This is a genomic window from Sphingobium xanthum (genome assembly GCF_019737615.1).
GTDB classification, from domain to species: Bacteria; Pseudomonadota; Alphaproteobacteria; order Sphingomonadales; family Sphingomonadaceae; genus Sphingobium; species Sphingobium xanthum.
Map to the genome: position 1 here is coordinate 92,507 of NZ_JAHKKS010000011.1, position 23,524 is coordinate 116,030.

At 64.1% G+C, this 23,524-nt stretch carries 24 protein-coding genes; 13 read left to right on the forward strand and 11 right to left on the reverse strand.

The window, feature by feature from the left end:
• Positions 1 to 22 precede the first annotated feature (22 nt).
• The 4 genes from KM135_RS16605 (at position 23) to KM135_RS16620 (ending at position 4,384) form a co-directional block, all read left to right on the forward strand.
• Positions 23 to 1,045, forward strand: a complete 1,023-nt coding sequence (locus tag KM135_RS16605; protein ID WP_221715153.1) for a peptidyl-alpha-hydroxyglycine alpha-amidating lyase family protein — start codon at positions 23 to 25, stop codon at positions 1,043 to 1,045.
• A gap of 211 nt (positions 1,046 to 1,256) precedes the next feature.
• On the forward strand, positions 1,257 to 1,970 hold the full coding sequence (locus KM135_RS16610; protein WP_221715154.1) for a ThuA domain-containing protein: 714 nt from the start codon (positions 1,257 to 1,259) through the stop codon (positions 1,968 to 1,970).
• 145 nt (positions 1,971 to 2,115) lie between these two features.
• Complete coding sequence (locus KM135_RS16615; RefSeq protein ID WP_221715155.1) at positions 2,116 to 2,991, forward strand: beta-keto acid cleavage family enzyme; 876 nt, start codon at positions 2,116 to 2,118, stop codon at positions 2,989 to 2,991.
• 28 nt (positions 2,992 to 3,019) lie between these two features.
• Positions 3,020 to 4,384: a spinster family MFS transporter gene (locus KM135_RS16620; protein WP_221715156.1), complete on the forward strand. Its 1,365-nt coding sequence runs from the start codon at positions 3,020 to 3,022 to the stop codon at positions 4,382 to 4,384.
• A 14-nt stretch (positions 4,385 to 4,398) separates the two neighbouring features.
• Here KM135_RS16620 and KM135_RS16625 read toward each other — a convergent pair whose 3' ends face one another.
• The 6 genes from KM135_RS16625 to KM135_RS16650 all read right to left on the reverse strand — a co-directional run bounded on the left by KM135_RS16625 (position 4,399) and on the right by KM135_RS16650 (position 9,203).
• Positions 4,399 to 5,379, reverse strand: coding sequence for an aldo/keto reductase (locus KM135_RS16625; RefSeq protein WP_221715157.1), 981 nt, complete (start codon positions 5,377 to 5,379; stop codon positions 4,399 to 4,401).
• A gap of 32 nt (positions 5,380 to 5,411) precedes the next feature.
• On the reverse strand, positions 5,412 to 6,341 hold the full coding sequence (locus KM135_RS16630; RefSeq protein WP_221715158.1) for an electron transfer flavoprotein subunit alpha/FixB family protein: 930 nt from the start codon (positions 6,339 to 6,341) through the stop codon (positions 5,412 to 5,414).
• Positions 6,338 to 7,087 carry an electron transfer flavoprotein subunit beta/FixA family protein gene (locus KM135_RS16635; RefSeq protein ID WP_221715159.1) on the reverse strand — a complete coding sequence of 250 codons (750 nt, stop codon included), beginning with the start codon at positions 7,085 to 7,087 and terminating at the stop codon, positions 6,338 to 6,340. Before KM135_RS16635 ends, KM135_RS16630 begins: the two co-directional genes overlap by 4 nt.
• Positions 7,088 to 7,138: 51 nt before the next feature.
• Positions 7,139 to 7,588: a GFA family protein gene (locus KM135_RS16640; protein WP_221715160.1), complete on the reverse strand. Its 450-nt coding sequence runs from the start codon at positions 7,586 to 7,588 to the stop codon at positions 7,139 to 7,141.
• A complete protein-coding gene (sucC, locus tag KM135_RS16645; RefSeq protein WP_221715161.1) occupies positions 7,588 to 8,784 on the reverse strand; it encodes an ADP-forming succinate--CoA ligase subunit beta in 1,197 nt (398 codons plus the stop codon). The genes KM135_RS16640 and sucC overlap by 1 nt, the downstream gene beginning before the upstream one ends.
• 92 nt (positions 8,785 to 8,876) lie before the next feature.
• Entirely contained in the window at positions 8,877 to 9,203 is a 327-nt protein-coding gene (locus KM135_RS16650; protein WP_221715162.1) for a hypothetical protein, read from the reverse strand.
• A 114-nt stretch (positions 9,204 to 9,317) separates the two neighbouring features.
• Here KM135_RS16650 and KM135_RS16655 point away from each other — a divergent pair, with 114 nt between their 5' ends.
• On the forward strand, positions 9,318 to 9,713 hold the full coding sequence (locus KM135_RS16655; RefSeq protein WP_221715163.1) for a low affinity iron permease family protein: 396 nt from the start codon (positions 9,318 to 9,320) through the stop codon (positions 9,711 to 9,713).
• Positions 9,714 to 9,739: 26 nt separating this feature from the next.
• Here the strand turns inward: KM135_RS16655 and KM135_RS16660 are convergent, their stop codons facing one another.
• The 4 genes from KM135_RS16660 to KM135_RS19860 form a co-directional block, all read right to left on the reverse strand.
• A complete protein-coding gene (locus KM135_RS16660; protein ID WP_221715164.1) occupies positions 9,740 to 10,048 on the reverse strand; it encodes a hypothetical protein in 309 nt (102 codons plus the stop codon).
• 239 nt (positions 10,049 to 10,287) lie between these two features.
• Positions 10,288 to 10,629 carry a glycine zipper 2TM domain-containing protein gene (locus KM135_RS16665; protein ID WP_221715165.1) on the reverse strand — a complete coding sequence of 114 codons (342 nt, stop codon included), beginning with the start codon at positions 10,627 to 10,629 and terminating at the stop codon, positions 10,288 to 10,290.
• A gap of 192 nt (positions 10,630 to 10,821) precedes the next feature.
• On the reverse strand, positions 10,822 to 11,247 hold the full coding sequence (locus KM135_RS16670; RefSeq protein WP_221715166.1) for an OsmC family protein: 426 nt from the start codon (positions 11,245 to 11,247) through the stop codon (positions 10,822 to 10,824).
• 359 nt (positions 11,248 to 11,606) lie between these two features.
• Positions 11,607 to 12,017 (reverse strand): hypothetical protein, encoded by a 411-nt coding sequence (locus KM135_RS19860; protein ID WP_246606263.1) that lies wholly within the window; start codon positions 12,015 to 12,017, stop codon positions 11,607 to 11,609.
• On the opposite strand from KM135_RS19860, the gene KM135_RS16680 reads away from it, so the two are divergent.
• Complete coding sequence (locus KM135_RS16680; protein WP_221715168.1) at positions 11,919 to 12,143, forward strand: hypothetical protein; 225 nt, start codon at positions 11,919 to 11,921, stop codon at positions 12,141 to 12,143. The two genes, KM135_RS19860 and KM135_RS16680, sit on opposite strands and share 99 nt — an antisense overlap.
• Positions 12,144 to 12,366: 223 nt before the next feature.
• A complete protein-coding gene (locus KM135_RS16685) occupies positions 12,367 to 12,960 on the forward strand; it encodes a PEP-CTERM sorting domain-containing protein (RefSeq protein ID WP_221715169.1) in 594 nt (197 codons plus the stop codon).
• Positions 12,961 to 13,124: 164 nt separating this feature from the next.
• Here KM135_RS16685 and uvrA read toward each other — a convergent pair whose 3' ends face one another.
• On the reverse strand, positions 13,125 to 16,049 hold the full coding sequence (gene uvrA, locus KM135_RS16690) for an excinuclease ABC subunit UvrA (protein WP_221715170.1): 2,925 nt from the start codon (positions 16,047 to 16,049) through the stop codon (positions 13,125 to 13,127).
• Between the two features lie 299 nt (positions 16,050 to 16,348).
• Between uvrA and KM135_RS16695 the strand changes: the two genes are divergently transcribed.
• The 6 genes from KM135_RS16695 (at position 16,349) to KM135_RS16720 (ending at position 23,409) form a co-directional block, all read left to right on the forward strand.
• Positions 16,349 to 16,930: a biliverdin-producing heme oxygenase gene (locus KM135_RS16695; protein ID WP_246606241.1), complete on the forward strand. Its 582-nt coding sequence runs from the start codon at positions 16,349 to 16,351 to the stop codon at positions 16,928 to 16,930.
• Positions 16,927 to 19,497: an HWE histidine kinase domain-containing protein gene (locus KM135_RS16700; protein WP_221715171.1), complete on the forward strand. Its 2,571-nt coding sequence runs from the start codon at positions 16,927 to 16,929 to the stop codon at positions 19,495 to 19,497. Before KM135_RS16695 ends, KM135_RS16700 begins: the two co-directional genes overlap by 4 nt.
• A gap of 135 nt (positions 19,498 to 19,632) precedes the next feature.
• On the forward strand, positions 19,633 to 20,448 hold the full coding sequence (locus KM135_RS16705; RefSeq protein ID WP_221715172.1) for a hypothetical protein: 816 nt from the start codon (positions 19,633 to 19,635) through the stop codon (positions 20,446 to 20,448).
• Positions 20,449 to 20,691: 243 nt separating this feature from the next.
• The gene (locus tag KM135_RS16710; RefSeq protein WP_221715173.1) at positions 20,692 to 21,603 is read left to right on the forward strand and encodes a TauD/TfdA dioxygenase family protein; all 912 of its coding nucleotides are present in this window, start codon (positions 20,692 to 20,694) and stop codon (positions 21,601 to 21,603) included.
• Between the two features lie 128 nt (positions 21,604 to 21,731).
• The gene (locus KM135_RS16715; protein WP_246606243.1) at positions 21,732 to 22,445 is read left to right on the forward strand and encodes a PEPxxWA-CTERM sorting domain-containing protein; all 714 of its coding nucleotides are present in this window, start codon (positions 21,732 to 21,734) and stop codon (positions 22,443 to 22,445) included.
• A gap of 412 nt (positions 22,446 to 22,857) precedes the next feature.
• A complete protein-coding gene (locus KM135_RS16720) occupies positions 22,858 to 23,409 on the forward strand; it encodes a hypothetical protein (protein WP_221715174.1) in 552 nt (183 codons plus the stop codon).
• The last annotated feature ends 115 nt before the right edge of the window (positions 23,410 to 23,524 follow it).

Consider the following 23,524-nt stretch of genomic DNA (forward strand, 5'->3'; position numbering starts at 1 on the left):
AATATGGAAACGGGAGGATGTGATGGCGATCGAGTCGGTGCGTTTCGAGCTGGTTCCGGACTGGGAAAAATGCCCGGTCGGCGATGAATTTTCCCACGAGGACGTGGCCGCCGTCGCCTGCGATTCCCAGGACCGCGTCTATCTCCACACCCGCCGCGGCGACCGCGTCATGGTCTATCATGAGGACGGCAAATATATCGACAAATGGGGCGATGGCGTCTTCAACAATGCCCACGGCATCACCATTCGCCATGACAATTGCTACTGCACCGACAATGCCGATCACGTGATCCGCGTGTTCGACCTCGAGGGCAACCAGAAGCAGATGCTCGGCACGCCGGGCGTCAAGTCGGACACGGGTTATCTCTCGCATCGCGGCCCCTATGAATTCGGCCATAACGAGACGGTCGTGCGCGATGCCGGCCCGTTTAACGGCGTCTGCAACACGGCGGTCGCGGCCAATGGCGACCTCTTCGTATGCGACGGTTACGGCAATGCGCGCATCCACCATTTCGACAAGGACGGGAAGCTGCTCAACAGCTGGGGCGGCGTCGGCACGGGCCCCGGCCAGTTTCATCTGCCGCACGGCATCGCGCTCGACAATGACGAGAATGTTATCGTCTGTGACCGCGAGAACGATCGCCTGCAGTTCTTCAGCCGCAGCGGCAAGTTCCTCTACGAGTGGACCGACGTGCTGCGGCCAACCCATGCCGCCGTGGACAAGGATGGCCTCATCTACGTGACCGAGCTGTGGCGTCCGGTCGAGCCGGGCCAGATCTCGTTCCGCTACGGTCCCAAGGATAATGACCAGCCGGGCCGCGTCAGCGTCTATCGCCCGGATGGCAAGGTTCTCGCCCGCTGGGGCGACGACAGCGCGAACCGTTCGGCGCCGGGCAATTTCATCGCGCCGCATGGCGTGGCGATCGACAGTCGCGGCAACCTGTATGTGAGCGAGGTTTCCGGTACCTTCGGCGGTCGCACCAAGCGCATGCCGATGGAGGAGACCACCAATCACCAGATCCAGAAGTTCGCGCGGGTTGGCTGAGGCTCGACGACCTGGTGCTCCTGCGAAGGCAGGAGCCCAGGGCGGCCAGGTACTGCCGTTGAGTCTTGGGCTCCTGCCTTCGCAGGAGCACGGGGATGCAGTGAGGCGCGGGCTGTTCACGCTCGATCGCCGGGATGCCTGCCTTTCGCTGGTATCGGCCGCAGCCTCTCTCGGTGCGATGCCGGGTTTCGCTCAGTCAGGAGGGGACCGCATGTCCAGACCGCTGATCGCCAATCTCATCACCGGCAGCCCGAACCGCAATCACGACTATGATTTCTTCCGCATCCGGCTGAACCAGGCGATGTACGATGCCTATGGGATCAAGGCGGATTGCTACAACGACTATGAGGACAGCGCGGCGATCCTGGGGTGCGACATGCTCGTCACCTACACCTCGCAGATCCTCGTCTCGGATAGGGCGAGCGCTGCGCTGCGGCGCTATCTGGAGCGGGGCGGGCGCTGGTTCGCGCTGCACTCGACCAATTCGGTGGCGGGAAACCAGGTGCTGCCGAAGATCCTCGGCACGCGCTTTCTCTCGCACCCGCCCTATCAGACCTTCCATGTCAATGTGACGAAGCCGACCGATCCGTTGCTCGAAGACATTGAGAGCTTCGACGTCGATGACGAACTCTATTGCATGGAGAATGTGACCGGCGACATCGAGACGCTGCTGCACACCCGCTGGGGCGGCGAGGCCTTCGGCAACATGACATTCGAGGTCGAGGACCGGCCGATGATGTACAAGCGCAAGGTCGGCGATGGCGGCATTCTCTATCTCGCGCTCGGCCATGCCAACCGGCCCTATGACAAGCCGCGCCCGGAATATCCGGATCAGCCGGATCATCGCGGGCCATGGGACATGCCGGTCTACAAGACGTTGATCCAGCGCGGCATCGAATGGGCGGCCGGGCGCCGGCCGTTCTGATGAGTTTCGAGCTACCGAAAGTTGATTCGACAATACCAAATAGCATCCGTCATATTTCCGGTATGAGCAAGCCGGCGGGACGGATCGACCATAAGTTCGACGGACAGTGGTCGGCATGCTTGCACATTGGGGAGGACCACTGGCTATGACTGGCAAGACGATCATATCCTGCGCGGTAACCGGCAATCAGACCAGGCCCGAGCAGCATCCGGGAATTCCCGTGACTCCCCGGCAGATTGCCGAGGCGGCGATCGGCGCGGCAAAGGCGGGCGCGGCGATCGCGCATATCCATGTGCGCGATCCGGAAACGGCGCGCGGATCGATGCGGCTCGATCTCTACAAGGAAGTGGTCGACCGCATCCGGGATTCGGGCAGCGACGTGCTGATCAACCTGACGACCGGCGAAGGCGGGCGGTTCGTGCCGTCCGAGGACGAGCCGCGTCTCGCCGGGCCGAACACGACCTTGGCGCATCCGCTCAAGCGCGTCGAGCATATCGCGGCGCTCAAGCCCGACATCTGCTCGCTCGACTTCAACACGATGAACAGCAGCAACGGCCAGATCGTCGTCAACACGCCGGGCAATGTCCGTAAGATGGCGGAAGTGATCGTCGCGGCGGGCGTGAAGCCGGAGCTGGAAGTGTTCGACAGCGGCGACATCCACATCGCCAAAGCGCTGATCGAGGAAGGCGTGCTGCCGGGCAAGCCGTTCTTCCAGATCGTCTGCGGGGTCAAATGGGGCTGCGACGCCTCGGTCGAGACGCTGGCCTATATGAAGTCGCTGGTGCCCTCGAACGCGATCTGGTCCGCCTTCGGCATCAGCCGCATGGAATTTCCGATCCTCGCTGCCTCCTATCTGCTGGGTGGGCAGGTGCGCGTCGGCATGGAGGACAATGTCTATATTCGCCGCGGCGAGCTGGTCCGCGACAATGCCCAGCTCGTGGAACTGGCGGTGAAGCAGCTGGATATTTTCGGCGCGGAACCGGCCACACCAGCCGAGGCGCGGCAGATGCTCGAATTGTGATCGCGCCGATGGCGCCGAAAGGAGACACATGGCGGGCACGATCGACATGACGTGTGACGGCAAGCCGCCGGTCGAGGATTATGTGCTGCCGAGCCGGCGCTCCGCTTATTATTCGCTGTTCGTGCTGACGATCGTCGTGATGTTCACCGTGCTCGACCGCCAGATCCTCGGCCTGATGATCGAGCCGGTGAAAGCGGATTTCGGAATCAACGACACGCAGGCCGCGCTGCTGCTGGGTGCCGCCTTCGCGCTGCCCTATGCCTTCGCGGGCATTCCGCTCGCGCGCTATGCCGATCGTGGCAACCGGCGCAATCTGGTGGCGATGTGCATCGCTTTCTGGAGTATCGCGACGTGCCTGTGCGGTGTCGCGCAGAGCTATTTCCAGATGATGCTCGCGCGCTTCGGCATCGGCGCGGGGGAGTCGGGCTATGGCCCCGCGACCTGGTCGATCATGGCCGACAGCTTCCCGCGCGAGAAGGTCGCCTTCGGCACGGGTACGCTCGCCATCGGCGCGACTGTCGGCAGCGGCCTTGCCTTGTTCCTCGGCGGCACCGTGCTGGCCTTCGTCGAGCATCTGCCGCAGGTCTCGCTGCCGGGTGGCGGGCATATGCGACCCTGGCAATGGGCGTTCGTGATCGTCGGCGCGCCAGGTCTCATCTGGGCGCTGGTCGTGCTCACCACCAAGGAGCCGGGCCGTCGCGGTTCGATCAAGGGCGAGACCAGGGTCGTGCCGGTGCGCGAAGTCGCGAGCTTCATGGGCGACAATTGGCGCGTCTATCTCGGCATCATCGGCGGTCTCTGCATGAAGATGCTGATGGGTATCGGCGCCAGTCAGTGGATGCCGACGCTCTATTATCGCGAGTTCGGCTGGTCGCTGGCCGAAGTCGGCATCATCGTGGGCACCATGACGATGATCATCTCGCCCATTGCGCTCATTACCGGCGGCAAGATCTCCGAATGGTGGATGAATCGCGGCACGCCCGACGCCAATCTGCGCATCGTCTTCTATGCGCTGATCGCCGCCGTGCCGATCGCGATCATCACGCCGCTGATGCCCAATCCCTGGCTGGTGCTGGCGTTCAGCGGGGTCGGCATGTTCCTGTCCTCTATCGGCACCGGGCCGGGCGTCGGTTCGATGCAGATCATCACGCCCAACCGCATGCGCGCGACGGTGAGCTCGATCTACCAGTTCAGCACGCACGTCATCTCGCTGGCCGTCGGCCCGCTGATCGTGGCCTTGTTTACCGACTATCTGTTCGGTGACCCGCAGGATCTCAAATATTCGCTGGCGCTCTGCTCGGCACTGCTCGGGCCGATCACGATCCTGCTGGTGTGGCAGGCGCTGAAGCCGTTCGGGCGGGCTTATGAGCGTGCGGTGCGGCTGGGCTATTGAGGGGCGACTATGCGCTAGCTGATGCCCGTCACCGGGTGCGGCACATAAGGCGCCTCAAGTCGCGCGATCTCGTCGGCCGTCAATTCGAGATCCAACGCCGCCACCGCATCGTCGAGGTGGCTCGCCTTGGACGCGCCGATAATTGGTGACGTGATCGCCGACTTGCCGAGCAGCCAGGCCATGGCGACCTGCGCGCGAGGCACGCCGCGCTCGGCGGCGACGGCGGCCACCGCCTCGACCACGGCGCGGTCGGCTTCGCCTGCATTGCCATAGAGCATCTTGCCGAACGCATCGTTCTCCGAGCGGAAGGTCGTCTCGTCCCAGTCGCGCGTGAGCTTGCCGCGCGCCAGCGGGCTCCAGGGCATCACGCCGATCCCCTCGGCCGCGCAGAGCGGCAGCATCTCGCGTTCCTCCTCGCGGTAGATGAGGTTCACATAATTCTGCATCGAGACGAAGCGCGTCCAGCCATGCTTGTCGGCGAGGTGCAGCATGGTCGCGAATTCCCACGCGTAGAGCGAGGACGCGCCGATGTAGCGCGCCTTGCCGGCCTTCACGACATCGTGCAGCGCCTCGAGTATTTCCTCCATCGGCGTTTCGCGGTCCAGACGGTGGATCTGGTAGAGGTCCACATAGTCGGTGCCGAGCCGCTTCAGGCTCTGGTCGATCTCGTGCAGGATCGCCTTGCGGCTGAGCCCGGCGCCATTGGGACCGGGGCGCATGCGGCCATAGACCTTGGTGGCGATCACCAGCTCGTCGCGCGGCGCCAGCTCCTGCAGCAGCTTGCCGACGATCTCCTCGGACGAGCCGTCCGAATACATGTTGGCCGTGTCGAAGAAATTGATGCCGCTCTCGATCGCCTTGACGAGGATCGGCCGCGTCTTCTCCTCGTCGAGCGTCCACTCATGCGGCCCGCGCAGCGGCTCGCCGAAGGTCATGCAGCCAAGGCACAGGCGCGAGACCTGAAGGCCGGTCTTGCCAAGTCGCGTATACTGCATGGGCCTTGCCCTCCGGCGAGAGATCGTGCGTGTCAGAGCTTTTCGGTCAGCTCCGGGACGATGCTGAACAGATCACCGACCAGGCCGATATCGGCGACCTGGAAGATCGGCGCGTCCTCGTCCTTGTTGATGGCGATGATGGTCTTGCTGTCCTTCATGCCGGCGAGATGCTGGATCGCGCCGGAGATGCCGACCGCGATATAGACGTCCGGCGCGACGATCTTGCCGGTCTGGCCGACCTGATAGTCGTTGGGGACGAAACCCGCGTCGACCGCCGCGCGGCTGGCGCCGGTGGCGGCGCCGAGCTTGTCGGCCAGCGGATCGATGATCTTGTGGTAATTCTCGCCGCTGCCCACGCCGCGCCCGCCCGAGACGATGACGCGCGCGCTGGTGAGCTCGGGACGCTCGGAGGCCGCGATCTCAGCGGAGACGAAGCTCGCGATGCCGGCGTCATTGCTGCCGCCGACGGCTTCGACCGCTGCGGAGCCGCCCTCGGCCGCTGCCTTGTCGAACGCGGTGCCGCGCACGGTGATGACCAGCTTCTTGTCGCTGGTCTGCACCTTGGCGATGGCATTGCCCGCATAGATCGGTCGGATGAAGCTGTCCGGCCCCTCGACGCCGATGATGTCCGAGATCTGCATGACATCGAGCAAAGCGGCGACGCGCGGCGCGATGTTCTTGCCGTTCGTCGTGGCGGGCGCGAGGAAGGCGTCGTGATCGGCCATAAGGCCAACGATCAGCGGTGCGACATTCTCCGGCAGCTGATGCTCCAGGCTCGCATCGTCCGCGACATGCACCTTGGCGACGCCGGCGATTTTCGCAGCCTCGGCTGCGGCTCCCGCGCAGCCCTTGCCGGCGACGAGGAGATGCACTTCGCCCAGCCTGGCGGCGGCGGTCACGGTGTGGAGTGTCGCATCCTTGACGCTCGCATTGTCATGCTCGACCAGAACCAGCGTCTTCATGCGGCCACTCCCAGCGCCTTGAGTTTCGCGACCAGCTCATCGACGCTGGCGACCTTGATGCCCGCCTGCCGCTTGGGCGGCTCGGTGACGTTGAGCGTCGTGTGGCGCGGGGTCATGTCGACGCCATAGTCGCCGGGCGTCTTGTTCGCGAGCGGCTTGGTCTTCGCCTTCATGATGTTGGGCAGGGAGGCATAACGGGGCTCGTTGAGGCGCAAGTCCGTCGTGACGATCGCGGGGAGCTTCAGCGCGACCGTCTCCAAGCCGCCATCGACTTCGCGCGTCACATTGACGGTCTCGCCGGCGACTTCGACCTTCGACGCGAACGTGCCCTGTGCCCAGCCGAGCAGGGCAGCGAGCATCTGGCCCGTCTGGTTGCTGTCGTCGTCGATCGCCTGCTTGCCGAGGATCACCAGCCCCGGCTGTTCCTCGTCGGCAATGGCCTTCAGCAGCTTGGCCACCGCGAGCGGCTCTGCGACGCCGTCATGCGTCACCAGGATCGCGCGATCGGCGCCCATGGCGAGCGCGGTGCGCAGCGTCTCCTGCGACTTGGCTTCGCCAACGGACACGGCGATCACTTCGGACGCGACGCCCTTTTCCTTGAGGCGAATGGCTTCCTCGACCGCGATCTCGTCGAACGGGTTCATGCTGAGCTTGACGTTGGCGAGGTCGACACCCGACCCGTCCGCCTTCACGCGCGGCTTGAGATTATAGTCGAGCACCCGCTTCACGGGGACCAGGACTTTCATGGCGCTCTCCTTCTAGATCGGGCGCGTTGCTAATTGACGTTCACGTCAACGTCAATTGAAATGCCGCTGGGCATATTCCGCCATCAATGGCTGGAAGCGTTCCATCGGCGGAAACGTCTCGAAGCTGTGGGTGGCACCGGTCCTGGCCCAAGGCAAGGCTTCGCTCGTGTAGGTTTCCAGAAACGGCGGCTCGCATGGCGGGGTGTCCAGCAGCGTAGTGCGAACATTGACGATTTCCGCCATTCCTTCCGGGCGAGTATAGACCCAGCTCATGCAGTAGCTGCAGAAATGATGCTTGGGTGCGCCGTGCAAGCCGCCGATCACCGCCGCGCCCTCGATCACCTCGAATGCGGCCGAGAGATAGCAACTCGTCAGCGAGAAAGCGCTCGCCGACATGCGCTGGCAACCCCGGCAGTGGCAGGCTGCAGTGAACAAGGGTGCTCCGGTCACCCGGAAACGCAGCTTGCCGCAGCGACAGCGGCCCTCTGCCGGGCCGGTCATCAACCGACCTTCTTGACCTCTGCCACGATCTTCTTGGCGGCATCGCCGAGATCGTCGGCCGGTACGATGGCGAGGCCGGAGCTGGCGAGGATGTCCTTGCCCTGCTGGACGTTCGTGCCTTCGAGACGGACGACGAGGGGAACCGCGAGGTTCACTTCCTTGGCGGCCGCGACGATGCCCTCGGCAATGATGTCACAGCGCATGATGCCGCCGAAGATGTTGACGAGGATGCCCTTCACTGCCGGATCCGACAGGATGATCTTGAACGCCGCCGTCACCTTCTCCTTCGAGGCGCCGCCACCGACGTCGAGGAAGTTGGCCGGGAACATGCCATTGAGCTTGATGATGTCCATCGTCGCCATGGCGAGGCCGGCGCCGTTGACCATGCAGCCGATGTCGCCGTCGAGCTTGATGTAGGCGAGGTCATACTTGCTCGCTTCCAGCTCGGCCGGGTCTTCCTCGGTCTCGTCGCGCAGTTCCATGAGGTCCGGGTGACGGAACAGGGCATTGCCGTCGAAGCCGACCTTGGCGTCCAGCACCTGGATCTGGCCGCCGGCGATGGCGAGCGGATTGATCTCGATCTGGCTGGCATCGGTGCCGAGAAACGCCTTGTAGAGCGCGCCGGTTACCTTGGCGGCCTGCTTGGCGAGATCGCCCGAGAGGCCGAGCGCGGCAGCGACACGGCGGCCATGATGCGGCTGGATACCGGTCGCGGGATCGACGGTGATGGTGTGGATTTTCTCGGGCGTGTCATGCGCGACCGTCTCGATGTCCATGCCGCCTTCGGTCGAGGCGACGATGGCGATGCGGCCGGTGGCGCGATCGACGAGGAGGGCGAGGTAGAATTCTTTTTCGATGTCAACGCCATCGGTCACATAGAGGCGGTTCACCTGCTTGCCGGCGGGGCCGGTCTGGATCGTCACCAGCGTGTTGCCGAGCATGTCCTTCGCGGCAGCCTCGACTTCCTCGAGCGTCCTGGCGAGGCGGACGCCGCCCTTCGCATCGGGGCCGAGCTCCTTGAACTTGCCCTTGCCACGGCCGCCGGCATGGATCTGCGCCTTCACGACATAGAGCGGCCCGGGCAGCTTCTTCGCGGCTTCGACGGCCTCGGCGACGGTCAGCGCGGCGTGGCCGGCAGGGACGGGCGCGCCGAACTTCGCGAGCAGTTCCTTGGCCTGATATTCGTGAATGTTCATGGCTGGGCTGAGCCTTTCAAGCAGAGAGCATGACTATGATGGCCGCGCCCATAGCGCAGCGCGGCGCGGAACGGTTCTGCGAAGTTGCAAAATCAGCCGAGCGCGCAGCCCAGAGCGGCCGAGGCGGTGACCTTCATGATCTCGGGATCCTGCAGCGCGCGGATGCGGCGCAGGAACTGCTCGTAGCTGGTCTTGCGCAGGTCGGTCTCGGGCAGCTTCGAGAGCGAGCGCAGCTTGAGCAGCTGGTTGAGGCTCAGCTCCTGCGCCATGGGCCGAGCCATGCAGGTCGCCATCGGCTTGCTGAGGCCGGCATTGACGAGACCGGTGCGCAGCTGCGCCTCGGGCGTGGCGCAGGCGGAGAGCAGGGCGAGGGCGAGCGCGAAGCTCAGAACGTGGGCGGCGCGGGGCAGGATGGGCATGGCGCGCGCTATAGCGCCGCTCGATGAACGGCGCCAGAATGGCCGTGCGGATTGACCTGCCCCGCCGCGCGGCGCATCCCCGCGCGATCAGGGCCCACGAGCCGAGGGAGACATATGGACCGCATCTTCAGCAGCATTTCGAGCTGCATGGCGACATGGGCGGGGCAGCCGCTGACGTTCATCCTCGCGGTGATGATCATCGTCATCTGGGTGGTGAGCGGGCCGGTCTTCGGCTGGTCGGACACCTGGCAGCTGGTCATCAACACGGGCACGACGATCGTCACGTTCCTGATGGTCTTCCTCATTCAGAACGCGCAGAACCGCGACGCGAGCGCGATGCAGGTGAAGCTCGACGAGCTGATCCGCGCGGTCGAGAATGCGCGCAACGAGTATATCGGGATCGAGCATCTGACCGACGACGAGATCTGCCGGATCCGCGACGCGCTGGAAGCGAACGAATTGGAGAACGGCCGGGGCCATGGCCTCGGGCAGCTGATCGAGCGCAGATAGGGGCGAGCCGCGCGTGCCGGCCGCGCTCAGCCCTCGCTGGGCATGGCCTTGGGATCGACCGGCCAGGGGTGCGCCTTGGCCGGCTTCGACACCTCGAACGGGTCGGCGCTCTTGCGGGCGCGGCGGCTGGCCTGCGGCGGCGGAGGGAGCGATCGGGCCGCGGCAGGCGCGGGCGTGATCAGCGCATCCTGATGCTCGGAGAGGCGCTTGCGGAGCCGGTCCGCGCCATCCTTCACCTGGGCCTTGAGGCCATCCAGCCTGCCTTCGGCATTCGCCTTGATGAGCCGGTTGCCGACGAAAGCGGCGACGGCGCCGACCAGAAAAGTCCTGAGCATTTCTGCCTCCTTTCGGCTGGACCGCCATTTGGCCCATGCCGGCCTGCAAATGGTGGTTCCGCGTGCTTCCGGTGCTCACGTACCGTAAGTACGCTGCGCTCCGGGTCGCACGAAACCACCATTTTCGCCTCGGCCTGAACCAAATGTCGATCCAGCCGAGTGTTCGTTCTCCCAACGTGCGGCGAGGCGCGCGGTTCCGCCGGATCGCAACGGTTTGTCGCATCCGGCGGACGTGACGCTCAGCGGCAGCGCACCTCGCCGCGCTCGATGGCCCGGCCGGCGATCGCTCCGCCCGCTGCGCCGATGATCGTGCCGAGCGTCTTGCTGCCATTGGGCGCGATGATGTTGCCCAGCACGCCGCCCGCGAGGCCGCCGATGATGAGGCCCTTGGTGCCGTCCGGCTTCTGGCAGTAATAGCGGCCGTCATTGTCGCGATAGACGGTGTCGTTGCTGGTCAGCACATAATCGCCGCGGTCCGAGGCGTAGCCCGGCCCCTCGTCTCCGCCGACGCAGGCGGCGAGAGGGAGCGAGGCGGCCGCGACGGCGATCAGCGCGGTTCGGGGGAAAGCGGGGGTCTTCATGGCTCGTGCCTTTCTGGTTTCCTGTCCTGCTTGTTCCCAAACGTGCGGGGCGACCGCTTGTTCCTCCCCAAGCTCGTCTTGGGGAGGGGGACCGCGAAGCGGTGGAGGGGCAATGGCGCGACGCCGAATTCCCCTCCACCACGCCGCAGGCGGCGCGGTCCCCCTCCCCGAGCAAGCTCGGGGAGGACCTTTTCAGTGCAGCTTGTGTTCCAGGCTGATCTCGGCATTGAGCAGCTTCGAGACCGGGCAATTGGCCTTGGCGCCCGCGGCGATCTCGGCGAACTGGTCCGGGCTGATGCCGGGGACAGTGGCCTCCAGGGTCAGGTCCGAGCGGGTGATCGTGAAGCCGCCGTCCGACTGCTCCAGCTTGACCGCGGCCTTGGTCTCCAGCGTGCCGTCCTTGAAGCCCGCGCGCTCCAGCGCGAAAGAGAGCGCCATGGTGAAACAGGCGGCATGCGCGGCGGCGATCAGCTCTTCCGGATTGGTGCCCGGCTCATCGCCGAAGCGGGTGCCGAAGCCATAGCCCTGCTCGGACAGCACGCCGGACTGGGTGGTGATGCGGCCTTTGCCGTCCTTGCCCATGCCTTCATATTTGGCGGATGCAGTGCGCGTGGTCATGTGGGGACACTCCTGTTCGCTTGAGGGATGCCCGATATGGGGCGGGATTGTTGCAGGGGAAGGGCGGCCTTCCGATCCGCGCCGGAGCGGGGGATGATCGCGATGTTTACACCGATGTACACGCCTGAACGGCCATCGCGGAAGTTCACACCGAAGTTTGCATGAAGGTCACACCAGGGTCACACTATCGCGCATGTTTTGCGACGGCCGTTCCGTTCTCCGGGGCGGGCGTGCAGGGGCGACATGGCTTGAGGCGGAAAGGGTGGTGCGGTTCGTCATGGCGTCCTCCGGTAGCGCTTGGGGGACTCACCAGATGCCAAGCTTTTCGGGACGTAGGACAGCGCTTTTTCGCGGCCTCTTCACCAGTCCCCGCCGGCGTCTTTGATAGCCTTGAGCAATGCCTCCTTGCTCTCGGTATTGCGTGGGATGTCGGCGTCGGTGATGCCGAGTTCGGCGCGGCGGAGGGCGATGCGCGCGCCGAGTTCGGCCATGTCGATGACCGGCTGGTACGGCTCAGCTTTTGAGGTCTTCGACGCCATAGTCGCCCAAGCTTTCTTCGCGGATGCGCCGTTCAAGATAATCGAGATCGGCGTCGGGGTGAAGGGCGAGCAGGAGGCGGGCGGAGCAAGGCAATCGGTGCCACTACCAATATCGTGATCGATGACGCTCTGATGAGCGAAGCCATAAAAGCCAGCGGCGCGCAGACCAAGCGCGAGGCGGTCGAGATGGGCCTCACGGGCGCGAGGAATCACGGTGCGGAAAACGATCAATACAGTGATCGACGCGATGCATCATGGATAGGGTCGCGCTGCATTCATAGCGATCGGGATTTTGCCCCTTTTGTGGAGATGGGCCTACACCAATGTTGTGGTCGCAGCTTTCGATTAGGCTGGTAGTGCAACAATGCGTGCAAAGTGGTGGGCCGCGGACCTAATACATCGATCATTTCTCGTGGCTGTGTTCTCGCCGCTCGATCATGCCCCTGTCTCAGTTTGAGACGCAGCAATATTGTCTCTTGCTGCGAGCGCCTGCCGCGAAATAGAAACGCGGTTAGCGATCATCGGGGGTTCTATGAAATTTTGGAAGTGGACAAGTTGTATCTTGGCGGCCTCATCGGTCATGTTCGCGATGCCGGTCCAAGCGGCTTATTTGATAGATACCGGACCAGGAAGCCCCGCTCCCCAAGGTTGGAGTCTCAATACGTGGCAAAGTCTTGCAGCACGTTTTGTTTTAGATAATAATTCTAAAATAACTTCCTTAGAAACATTTATGGGCGGCACTCGTAGTAATGCAAGTGTGTCTATATATCGAAATATATTTGACGATTCGACAATAATATCCAGTTTTAACTTTGAAACATTGCCCCACGATCCGATCAAGCCTGCCGGATTTTGGCAAGGTGTCGATGGAATTAATTTGAATTTAAGCGCCGGTACCTATTGGATTGCGTTTTCAAGTGACGGCATGAATTACTTGAATGACGTAATTCCAGCCCCCCTAGAATCCTATGCTGTCAAGTCGATATATAGTGGCTGGGCGTGGACGCCATCCTCCGTGATACAGTTCGGTGTGCGCATTAGTGGAGTAGAAATGCCAAGTGTCGGCAGCCCTGTTCCGGAGCCAGAAAGTTGGTTGACTATGGTTATAGGGCTCGTTGCTGCTGGTTCCGTCATGCGCCGCCGCTCGCATCCAGTAAACCTTGTGCATAACTGAAAGGTTCGCCGAACTCGTTCGCTGATCTATGGTGGAATTAAATATCCACCTAGATCAGCCGCACATGCAATGTCATCGACGGTCTCGGAAAACATGCCAGTAGTCGCAAAAATCGCATAGGAAAATTTAGAAAACTTGTTGTCTAGACCTTCAGATTCCAGCGTTCACTCCGCCGCCACCTTGTCCGCCTTACCCTTCGCCAGCAACGGCGCCAGATAGTGCCCGGTGTAGCTCCGCTTCTCCTTTACCACCTCTTCCGGCGTTCCCACCGCGACGATCTCGCCGCCCTTGACGCCGCCTTCGGGGCCGAGGTCGATGATCCAGTCCGCGGTCTTGATGACGTCGAGATTATGCTCGATCACCACGACGCTGTTGCCCTGCTCGACCAGCGCGTGGAGCACTTCGAGCAGTTTGCGGACATCCTCGAAATGGAGGCCGGTGGTGGGCTCGTCGAGAATGTAGAGCGTGTTGCCGGTGGCGCGGCGTGAGAGTTCCTTGGCGAGCTTGACGCGCTGGGCCTCGCCGCCGGAGAGCGTCGTCGCCTGCTGGCCGACCTTGACATAGCCCAGGCCCACTTCGGCGAGCATGGCCATCTTCTCGCGGATGGGCGGCACGGCCTTGAAGAACTCGACCGCGTCCTCGACGGTCATGTCCAGCACGTCCGCGATGCTGTGGCCCTTGAACTTCACTTCGAGGGTTTCGCGATTGTAGCGCTTGCCGTGGCACTCCTCGCAGGTGACGTAGACGTCCGGCAGGAAGTGCATCTCGATCTTGATGAGGCCGTCGCCCGAGCAGACCTCGCAGCGGCCGCCCTTCACATTGAAGCTGAAGCGGCCGGGCTTGTAGCCGCGGGCCTCGGACTCGGGCAGGCCGGCGAACCAGTCGCGGATGTTGGTGAAGGCGCCGGTATAGGTCGCGGGGTTGGAGCGGGGCGTGCGGCCGATCGGCGACTGATCGATGTCGATCACCTTGTCGAGATGCTGCAGCCCCTCGACCTTGTCATGCGCGCCGGCGATGACGCGGGCGCCGTTCAGGGTGCGCGCGGAGGCGGCATAGAGCGTGTCGATCGTGAAGGACGACTTGCCCGAGCCGGAGACGCCGGTGATGCAGGTGAAGGTGCCGAGCGGGATGGACGCGGTGACGCCCTTCAGATTGTTCGCGCGGGCATTGTGGACGGTGAGCTTCTTGCCCGATCCCTTGCGGCGCTTGGCGCGGATCTCGATCTCGCGGGTGCCGTTCAGATAATCGGCGGTGAGCGAGCCGTGCGAGGCGAGGATATCGTCGAGATTGCCCTGCGCGACGATCTCGCCGCCATGGACGCCGGCGCCCGGCCCCATGTCCACGATATGATCGGCGGCGCGGATCGCGTCCTCGTCATGCTCGACGACGATGACGGTGTTGCCGAGATCGCGGAGCCTTTTCAGCGTGACGAGCAGCATGTCGTTGTCGCGCTGGTGGAGGCCGATGCTCGGCTCGTCCAGCACATAGAGCACGCCGGAGAGGCCCGAGCCGATCTGGCTGGCGAGGCGGATGCGCTGGGACTCGCCGCCCGAGAGGGTGCCGCTGGTGCGATCGAGATTGAGATAATCGAGGCCGACATTGTTGAGGAAGCCGAGCCGCTCGACGATCTCCTTGAGGATGGCCTTGGCGATCAGGTTCTGCTGGTCGGTCAGCTTATCCGGCAGCGCGGTGAAGAAGGCGAGGCAATCCACCACCGACATGCGGGTGGGCGTGGAGATGTCCGCCATGGCGACCTTGACCGCCAGCGCCTCCGGCTTGAGGCGGGCGCCGTGGCAGGTCTCGCAGGGCTGGGCAGTCTGGAACTTGCTGAGCTCCTCGCGCATCCAGGCGCTGTCGGTCTGCAGCATGCGGCGATTGAGATTGCCGATGACGCCCTCGAACGCCTTGTTGACGCTGTAGGTCTTGCGGCCGTCCTGGAAGGTGAGCGTGACGGGCTTGCCGCCGGTGCCGTGCAGGATGATGAGGCGCACCTCGCCGGGCAGCTCGTTCCACGGCGTCTCGAGGCTGAAGCCGAACTCCCTGGCGAGGGAGGCGAGCACCTGCATGTAATAAGGCGAGGGCGGATTGGACTTGGCCCAGGGGACGATCGCGCCCTTCTTGAGGCTGAGCGCCTCATTGGGGACGACCAGCTGCTCGTCGAACTCCAGCTTCTCGCCGAGGCCGTCGCAGGCCGGGCAGGCGCCCTGGGGCGCGTTGAACGAGAAGAGGCGCGGCTCGATCTCGGGGATGGTGAAGCCGCTGACCGGGCAGGCGAATTTCTCCGAGAAGATGATGCGATTGGCGGGGATGCCGGCATTCTTCATCGCGCCGCCGGATGCGGCTTCATCTTCGCGGCCGGGGACAGTGCCCTCGGCGAGATCGACATAAGCGAGGCCCTCGGCGAGCTTGAGCGCCTGCTCGAAGCTCTCGGCAAGGCGCTGCTGCATGTCCGCACGCACCACGATGCGGTCGACCACCACCTCGATGTCATGCTTGTACTTCTTGTCGAGCGCGGGGGCTTCCTCGATCGGGTAGAACTCGCCGTCGATGCGCACGCGCGTGAAGCCGGCCTTCTGCCACTCGGCGAGCTCCTTGCGATACTCGCCCTTGCGGCCACGCACGACCGGAGCGAGCAGATAGAGCCGCGTGCCCTCGGGCAGGGCCAGCGTGCGGTCGACCATCTGGCTGACGGTCTGCGCGGCGATCGGCTCGCCGGTCGCGGGGGAATAGGGGATGCCGACGCGCGCCCAGAGCAGGCGCATATAATCGTAGATCTCGGTGACGGTCGCGACGGTCGAGCGCGGGTTGCGGCTGGTCGTCTTCTGCTCGATCGAGATGGCAGGCGAGAGGCCGTCGATATGCTCGACATCCGGCTTCTGCATCATCTCCAGAAACTGGCGCGCATAAGCGGAGAGCGACTCCACATAGCGCCGCTGCCCCTCGGCATAGATGGTGTCGAAGGCGAGGCTCGACTTGCCCGAGCCGGACAGGCCGGTGATGACGATCAGCTTGTCCCGCGGCAGATCGACGTCGATCCCCTTGAGGTTATGCTCGCGCGCGCCGCGCACGGAAAGGGTACTGAGACTCATGCCGCGTGTTCTATCTTCGTTCTGGAGGATGTGCCAGAGGGGAAGATAGGAGCGGCGCGTGCGATTCGGTAGAGGGAAGCGAATTCGGGGCCGGAGATGCTGACAGCATGGTGTCAGCAGCATGGTGCGGCCGGTGTCGGTCGTGCGGTGCGGGCGGCAGGAACCAGTTCCCGCAGCGCGCGTTATCGTCTGGCTGGGGGTGAATGGATGGTCATGGCAATGCATGCGAGGGCGAAAGCGTCCTGTGGGTCGATTGACGGTTTCTTCAGCCTCCGGACCTCTGCGGCACGGGCCGCATCATGACATTCGTTGCTCCTGCTCTGACACCCGATGGCCGCGAAACGACCGGGCGCAAGGGCTTTCATGCTCGACTTCGCGCGGCGACGCGCGCCTGTCATGACAAGGTCGATGCGCTGTTCGGCCAGTTCGATCTTGCCGACGCTGCCTCGTACGGCAAGTTCCTCACGGCGCATGCCATGGCGCTGGTGCCGGTCGAGGACTGGGCGGACGTCGGGCGGCTGATCCCCGGCTGGAGCGGGCGGAAGGTTGCGCTGTATGAGGATCTGGCGGCGCTCGGCCTGACTTTCCCGCCGTTCGAGCCGCTGAGCTGGCCGCGCGATCCGGCGGCGCGCTGGGGCGCGGCCTATGTGATCGAGGGATCGCGGCTGGGCGGCCTCATGCTGTCGCGCTCGATCGGCGAGGGTCTGCCGCGCGCCTATCTTTCCGCCAGGCATGGCCCGGGCGGCTGGCAATCGCTGCTGCGGGCGATGGAAGAGAAGGCCGAGCAGGGCGGCGAACGCTGGGAGGCTGAGGCCTTTGCGAGCGCCGAGCGCACATTCGGGCTTTATGCCCATGCGGCGCAGCTTATGACGGCCCGATGACACCGGAAGATCTCGACTTCAAAGTCGATCTCAACAATTGCGACCGCGAGCCGATCCACATCCTCGGCAACATCCAGCCATTCGGTTTCCTGGTGACCGTGGGCAGCGACTGGCTGATCTCGCGCGTCTCGGCCAATGTCGAGACGTTCACCGGAAAGACGCCCGCCGATTTGCTGGGAGAGCCGCTTGCCGATCTTTTCCTGCCGCAGGCGCTGCACAATATTCGCAACCGCCTGGTCATGCTGCGCGGACCCGATGCGGTCGAGAGGCTGTTCGCGCAAACGCTGATGGAAGGGCGGCCGCCGTTCGACGTCGCCGTGCATTTCTCCGCCGAGACCATCATCATCGAGTGCGAATATGCGACCGAGGACGCGATCGAGGCGGCAGGGTTGGTGCGCACCCTTGTCTCGCGGCTCGGCCAGGCCGACACGCTCGCCGCCTTCATCCGCGAGAGCGCGCGGCAGGTGAAGGCGATCACCGGCTTCGACCGGGTGATGGTCTATCGCTTCGACAATGAAGGCTCGGGCGAAGTGGTGGCGGAAGCACTGACGCCCGGCGTCGACAGCTTCCTGGGCCTGCATTATCCCGCCTCCGACATTCCGGCACAGGCGCGCCAGCTCTATGTGCGCAACATCTTCCGCATCATCGCGGACGTGAACGCGAACCCGGTGCCGCTGGTGCCGCAGCTCGATCCCAAGGGCCTGCCGCTCGACCAGTCGCTCTCCGTGCTGCGCGCGGTCTCGCCGATCCATATCGAATATCTGCGCAACATGGGCGTCTCGGCCTCGCTCTCCATCTCGATCATCGTCGATGGGAAGCTCTGGGGCCTGTTCGCATGCCATCATTATTCGCCGCGGCTGACCAGCCTCGCGACGCGCACCGCGTCCGAACTGTTCGGCCAGATGTTCTCGCTGATGCTGGAGAGCCGCGAACGCAGCGAGACGGCGGAATATGAAGGCCGTGCTCGCGCGACGACCGACCGGCTGATGGCGACGATCGCGCGCGACAATGACCTGCTGCAGAATGCGCAGTGGATCGGCGAGATCATCTTCGACACGATCCCGGCTGACGGCGTGGCGGTCTATCTAAGCGGCGTCACGCATTTCCACGGGCTGACCCCGGCGCCGGACCAGTTTCGCGCGATCGTCTCGGCGCTGAATCGGGGCGCGGCGAGCCAGGTGTTTGCGACGGACTCGATTTCCAGCCTGGTGTCCGAGGCGGGCGAGTTCGCCGATGTGGCGGCGGGCATGATCGCCATTCCGCTTTCGCGCCGGCCGCGCGACTATGTGGTGCTGTTTCGCAGTGAGCAGATGCGCGCGGTGCGCTGGGCAGGCAATCCGGAGAAGGCAGTCGAGCTCGGCCCGCATGGCGCCCGCCTGACACCGCGCAAGAGCTTCGAGATCTGGTCGCAGCTCGTGAAGGGCCGCAGCACGCCGTTCACGCGATCCGAGCGGCGCGTGGCCGAAGCGCTGCGCGTGGCGATGCTGGAAGTGCTGATCCGCCTCTCCGACGAAGCGGGCCTGGAACGCCAGAAAGCGCATGAGCGGCAGGAATTGCTGATCGCCGAGCTGAACCACCGGGTGCGCAATATTCTCTCGCTGATCCGCGGCCTTATCTCGCAGACGCGCGATGGCGCGCAGACGATCGAGAGCTTCGTCGGCAATCTGGAGACCCGCGTGCAGGCGCTGGCGCTGGCACACGACCAGGTGACGCGCGACCGCTGGGGACCGGCGAAGCTGCGCGACCTGATCGATGTCGAGGCCGGTGCCTTCCTCGGCGCCAAGCGGGCGAACCTGTCGATGGAGGGGCCGAACGTGCTGCTTCACCCGCCGGCTTTCACCTGTCTCGCGCTCGTCATGCACGAGTTGATGACCAATGCGCTCAAATATGGCGCCTTGTCGGACAATGGCCGGGTGGTGATCGGCTGGCATCAGGACGAAGACGGCAGCCTGATGATCGACTGGCGCGAGATCGGCGGGCCGCCGGTCACGCCGCCCGAGCGGCGCGGCTTCGGCTCGACGGTGATCGAGCGGACGCTGCCGCACGATCTGGGCGGCGACGCGGAGGTTCATTACAGACTGGGAGGCGTCGAGGCGCATTTCTGCATTCCCTCGCGCCATGTCGCGGGCGTGGCGCAGGAGGACGAGGGACGGGAGAGCTATCTGACGCCGACCGACAAGATGACGAGGATGCTCGCGGGCAAGACCGCGATGCTGGTCGAGGATTCGATGATCATCGCGCTCGATGCCGAAGATGCGCTGATGAGCATGGGCGCCGAGCGCGTGCTGATGGCGTCCAACGTGCCGGCGGCGATCGACATCATCCGGCGGGAAAATCCGGACTTCGCCCTGCTCGACTATAATCTCGGCATCGAGAACAGCGAGAGCATCGCCGAGATGCTGGCAGAGAGGGGCACACCGTTTCTGTTCGTCACCGGCTATGGCAGCGGCCTCGGCACGACGCGGTTCCACGATGTGCCGGTCGTCACCAAGCCCTATGGGCCGAACCAGATCGCCGCCGCGCTGTCGCGGCTGGGCGCGACCGTGCCGGACGAAACCGCAGGCTGACGCGAAGCCATTGTCGCGCGCAGCGTGAAATCATTGCCCGAACCAGGCCGGGGCCACGCTTCGAAACCTGACAATTATCTTGATTCGTCAACAATCGTTCGTCATCATCCCGGCAGAACAATCCAGGGAGGGGACGTGGCAATTCGTTGGTCGTGGACGTCAATGGTCGGGCTTGCCGTGCTCGTCGCGATGCCGGTGTCGGCGCAAATCGGGGCGCCGACCACGTCGCCGCCGCCCGAGGGGCTCGCCGAAGGAACCGGTGCGCCCTTCCCCAAGGGCAACAATGCCGCGCTGGACGCGCTGCCCGACTGGGGCGGCATCTGGTTCGCGCTGTTCGATCGGCCACCGGGCGCGCAGCCATCCGGCCCGCCGCCGGCGCTGCCCAAGCTCAAGGGCAAGTACAAGGAAGCCTATGAGGCGTGGCGCAAGGAAATCGCGGCCAATAACGGCGTGGAGAAGCGCAACCGCTCCAATTGCAGCCCACCGGGCATGCCGGGCATCATGCAGATCGGCCAATATCCCTTCGAATTCCTGTTCACGCCGGGGCGCGTCACCATCAACCAGGAAGCCTGGATGCAGACGCGCAAGATCTGGACCGACGGGCGCAAGCATCTGGACGACCCAGACCCCAGCTATATGGGCGACAGCGTCGGCCATTGGGAAGGCGACACGCTGGTCGCCGTGACCCTGTTCGTGAACGACATGCTGCCGCTGCAGAACGGCATGACCCATTCGCCCAAGCTGCGCATCACCGAGCGCATCCGCCTCTCGCCCGACGATCCCGATCTGCTCATCAACGAGATGACGATGGAGGATCCCGAGGCGCTCGAGGAGCCGTTCACGCGCACGGTGCGCTATCGCCGCGACCGCTACGGATTGCTGATCGAGTTCCAGTGCTCGGAGAATGATCGCAATCCGGTCGATGCCGAGGGCCACACGCAATATCATTGAGCGTGACGGGCGCGATGGCGCCCGTCCGGACCGTTTCGTGACGGAACGGGCATGCGCCTGCTTGCCTATATACTAAACATGATAAATATTACATAGAGGCGCGATCCGGCGCAATGGCCGGCGCGCGGGCTGACGGCCGGCGTCCGTTGCACGGAGGGGAACATGGCAACGCGGCCTTCATCTTCACTTGACAAATTCAACTATGCATTGCAATTTACCTATCCTGATAGGAGAGTGAGACCGATGACGATTACCGCCACCCCCATTACACCCCGCTTCGGTGCGGAGATTTCGGGCGTGGACATCAGCAAGCCGCTCGATGACGCGACGATCAGGGAACTGATCGCGCAGCAGGACAAATGGGGCGTCACCGTCTACCGCAACACCGGGCTGGATGATGAGGGCCAGATCGCCTTCGCGCGCAATTTCGGCCATCTCGAGAGCCTGCCACCGCGCGACGGGCATCCGCGCATCTTCCTGTTCAACGCCGGCAACCTGACCGCAGACGGCGAGATCAACCGCAGCCCCTCGGCGATGACCTATCGCAAGGGCGACCAGATCTGGCACACGGACTCCTCGTTCATGGACCTGCGCACCAGCTATTCGATGCTGCGCGCGGTCGAGGTGCCGGCCTCGGGCGGGCCGACCGAGTTCTGCGATGCGCGCTCGGCCTATGACGACCTGCCGCAGGACGTGAAGGACAAGATCGCCGACCTGGAATGCGAGCATAGCCTGCTTTGGTCGCGCAAGCAGGGCGGCGCGGACATCACCCGCGAGATGATCGAGGAGCGCCACCGCCCGGTCCACAAGCTGGTCAGCCCGCACAAGGGCTCCGGCCGCAACATGATCTATGCCGGCGCGCATTGCTATCGCGTGGTCGGCTGGGGCTGGGAAGAGAGCCGCGAGCTCATCGACTATCTCAATGCGCATGCGACGCAGGAGAAGTATCAGATCAGTGTCGACTATGCAGTCGGCGACATGGTGATCTGGGACAATCTCGCGGTGTTCCATCGCGGCGGCCAGTTCAACTGGGACGAGCGCCGCGACATGCGCCGCGCGACCGTCCGCGAACTGCCGGCGCCGCCGGAAGGCGACGATCCGTTCGGCGAGCTGTTCAAGACCATGCCGAAGATCGTGCCGGTCGAGGCGGGCTGAGTCCCGGCGCGGGACCGCCGGTGACGACGCCCGCCAAACCTAACGGATATTGTCATTGGAGCGGCGTCAGGGCCGCATGCTAGGTCCCCTCGGCCGGCAATGTCGCCGGGCGATGGGGAAAGATAGCGATGTCTCGGAAGAATTGGCTCGGCGCGGTGAGTGCTGGCGCGTTGGCGATGGTTTCGGTGCAGGGGCAGGCAGCCAATCTGCTGACGAACGGCAGCTTCGAGGCGCCGGATATTTCCTCCATGGTCTTTCTCAATCCCGACAGCACATTCGTCACCGGCTGGACCGTCGCCGCACAGGCCGGCAGTGCGCCGGGCACGCAGGTGCAGCCCACCGACAATGCGGCATTCGGCGGCCTGGGCGTCGTCGCCTCAGATGGTGCGCAGTTTGTCGATCTCACCGGCAATGTCGGGCGGGGCGGCGGCCTCGTCAGCAATGGCTTCGCGACCAGTGCCGGCACGCTCTATCGGGCGAGCTTCGATATCGGTGCGTTCTTCGTCGGCGGCAGTGGTCCGTTCGGCGACGTGACGGTCGATCTGTTCATCAACGGCGTCTTCGCGCAGAGCTTCACCAACACGCTGAGCCTGAAATCGGCCGGCTCGGACTGGGAGCGTGTGTCCTGGGACTTTCTCGGCACGGGCAGCCCGATGACGGTGGGCCTGTTCAGCAGCCTGCTGACAAGTTCCAGCAATCTTGGCGTCGGCCTCGACAATGTGGTCGTCGAGCCCGTGCGCGGGGCCGTGCCGGAGCCCGCGACCTGGGCGCTGATGCTCGGCGGCTTCGGTATCGCGGGCACGGCGCTGCGCCGCCGCCGCACGGCGGTCGCCTTCGCCTGAACAGGAAGGCGCGGCGCTTCCGCAAGGAGTGCCGCGCCATACGCTGTTCCGAGTCTCCACAATATATTGTGGGCGATTCACTATTTCGTCGCATTGATATTGCGTGACAGGGTGCTTCCACGCATTCTCTCCGAGGGCAGGCGATCGTTTCCGGCGCCTTGATTTTTCTCGTCTTTGCGCGGTGCGTCATGAGCGTCGCGAGGCTGAAGTGCGCCAGGCTCCCATTAAAATCGCCGGTTTTCAATGCTCTGTGTGTCGAGCTGTTTCATCTCGACGCAGAAAAGTTAATTTTCCTGTTGCGGCGCACAAGATAATCTGATTCCATGCTGAATGCGGCACAACGGACGCTTAAGCAGTCGGTAACCAACTTAGGCGCATAGTCCGAACTGCCACAGATTTTATGGAGGCGGGTATGGGTCAGCAGAGCAAGCCGACGGACGGGGCAGTAACCCTCGCGGAATTGCGCGAATTCGCATCGTTTCCCTCAGCGACGCAGCGCTATATCCGCCGTTCGCTCGATGTCGCCTTCCATCGCGGCGATGCCATGGAAACCTGGGGCCGCGACGTGGTCGAAGAAGCGAGCATCCGCGCGCAGACCCGCATCTATGGCCGCCTCGACGAAATCAAGGTGCGCGTGCCGGACGATAGCGGTCTCGACCAGATCGAGCCGTTCATGGCGCCGCTCGTCACCGTCTCCGCCTTCGATCTTGGCCAGAACCGGCTCAGCAGCTTCTCGGCCTACCGGTTCCTCTACGAGCGCCTGATCGGTGCCCACGCGCGGCCTTGGCTGCCCGGCGCCTTCTGCGCCGCCGCCAGCCTGCCGCACCTGCATCCCGAGCGCCGCCGGGCGCTGCTCCAGTCGATCAGTGAAGCGGCGGCGACCGCCGCCGGCTGGTCGACACGCGAGCCGACCTTCTATCCGGAATGGGTGGAAAAGGTCGACATCAGCAAGGCCGCCAACTGAAGCTTCTCACGGGGGTGTGCGAAGAAGGGCAGCGCGCAAGCGCTGCCTTTTTTCGTTGGGCCGGAAGCGGAGGCTTCAGGTGAGGATCAGCAACCGGCTCTCTCGTTCAGGGGAG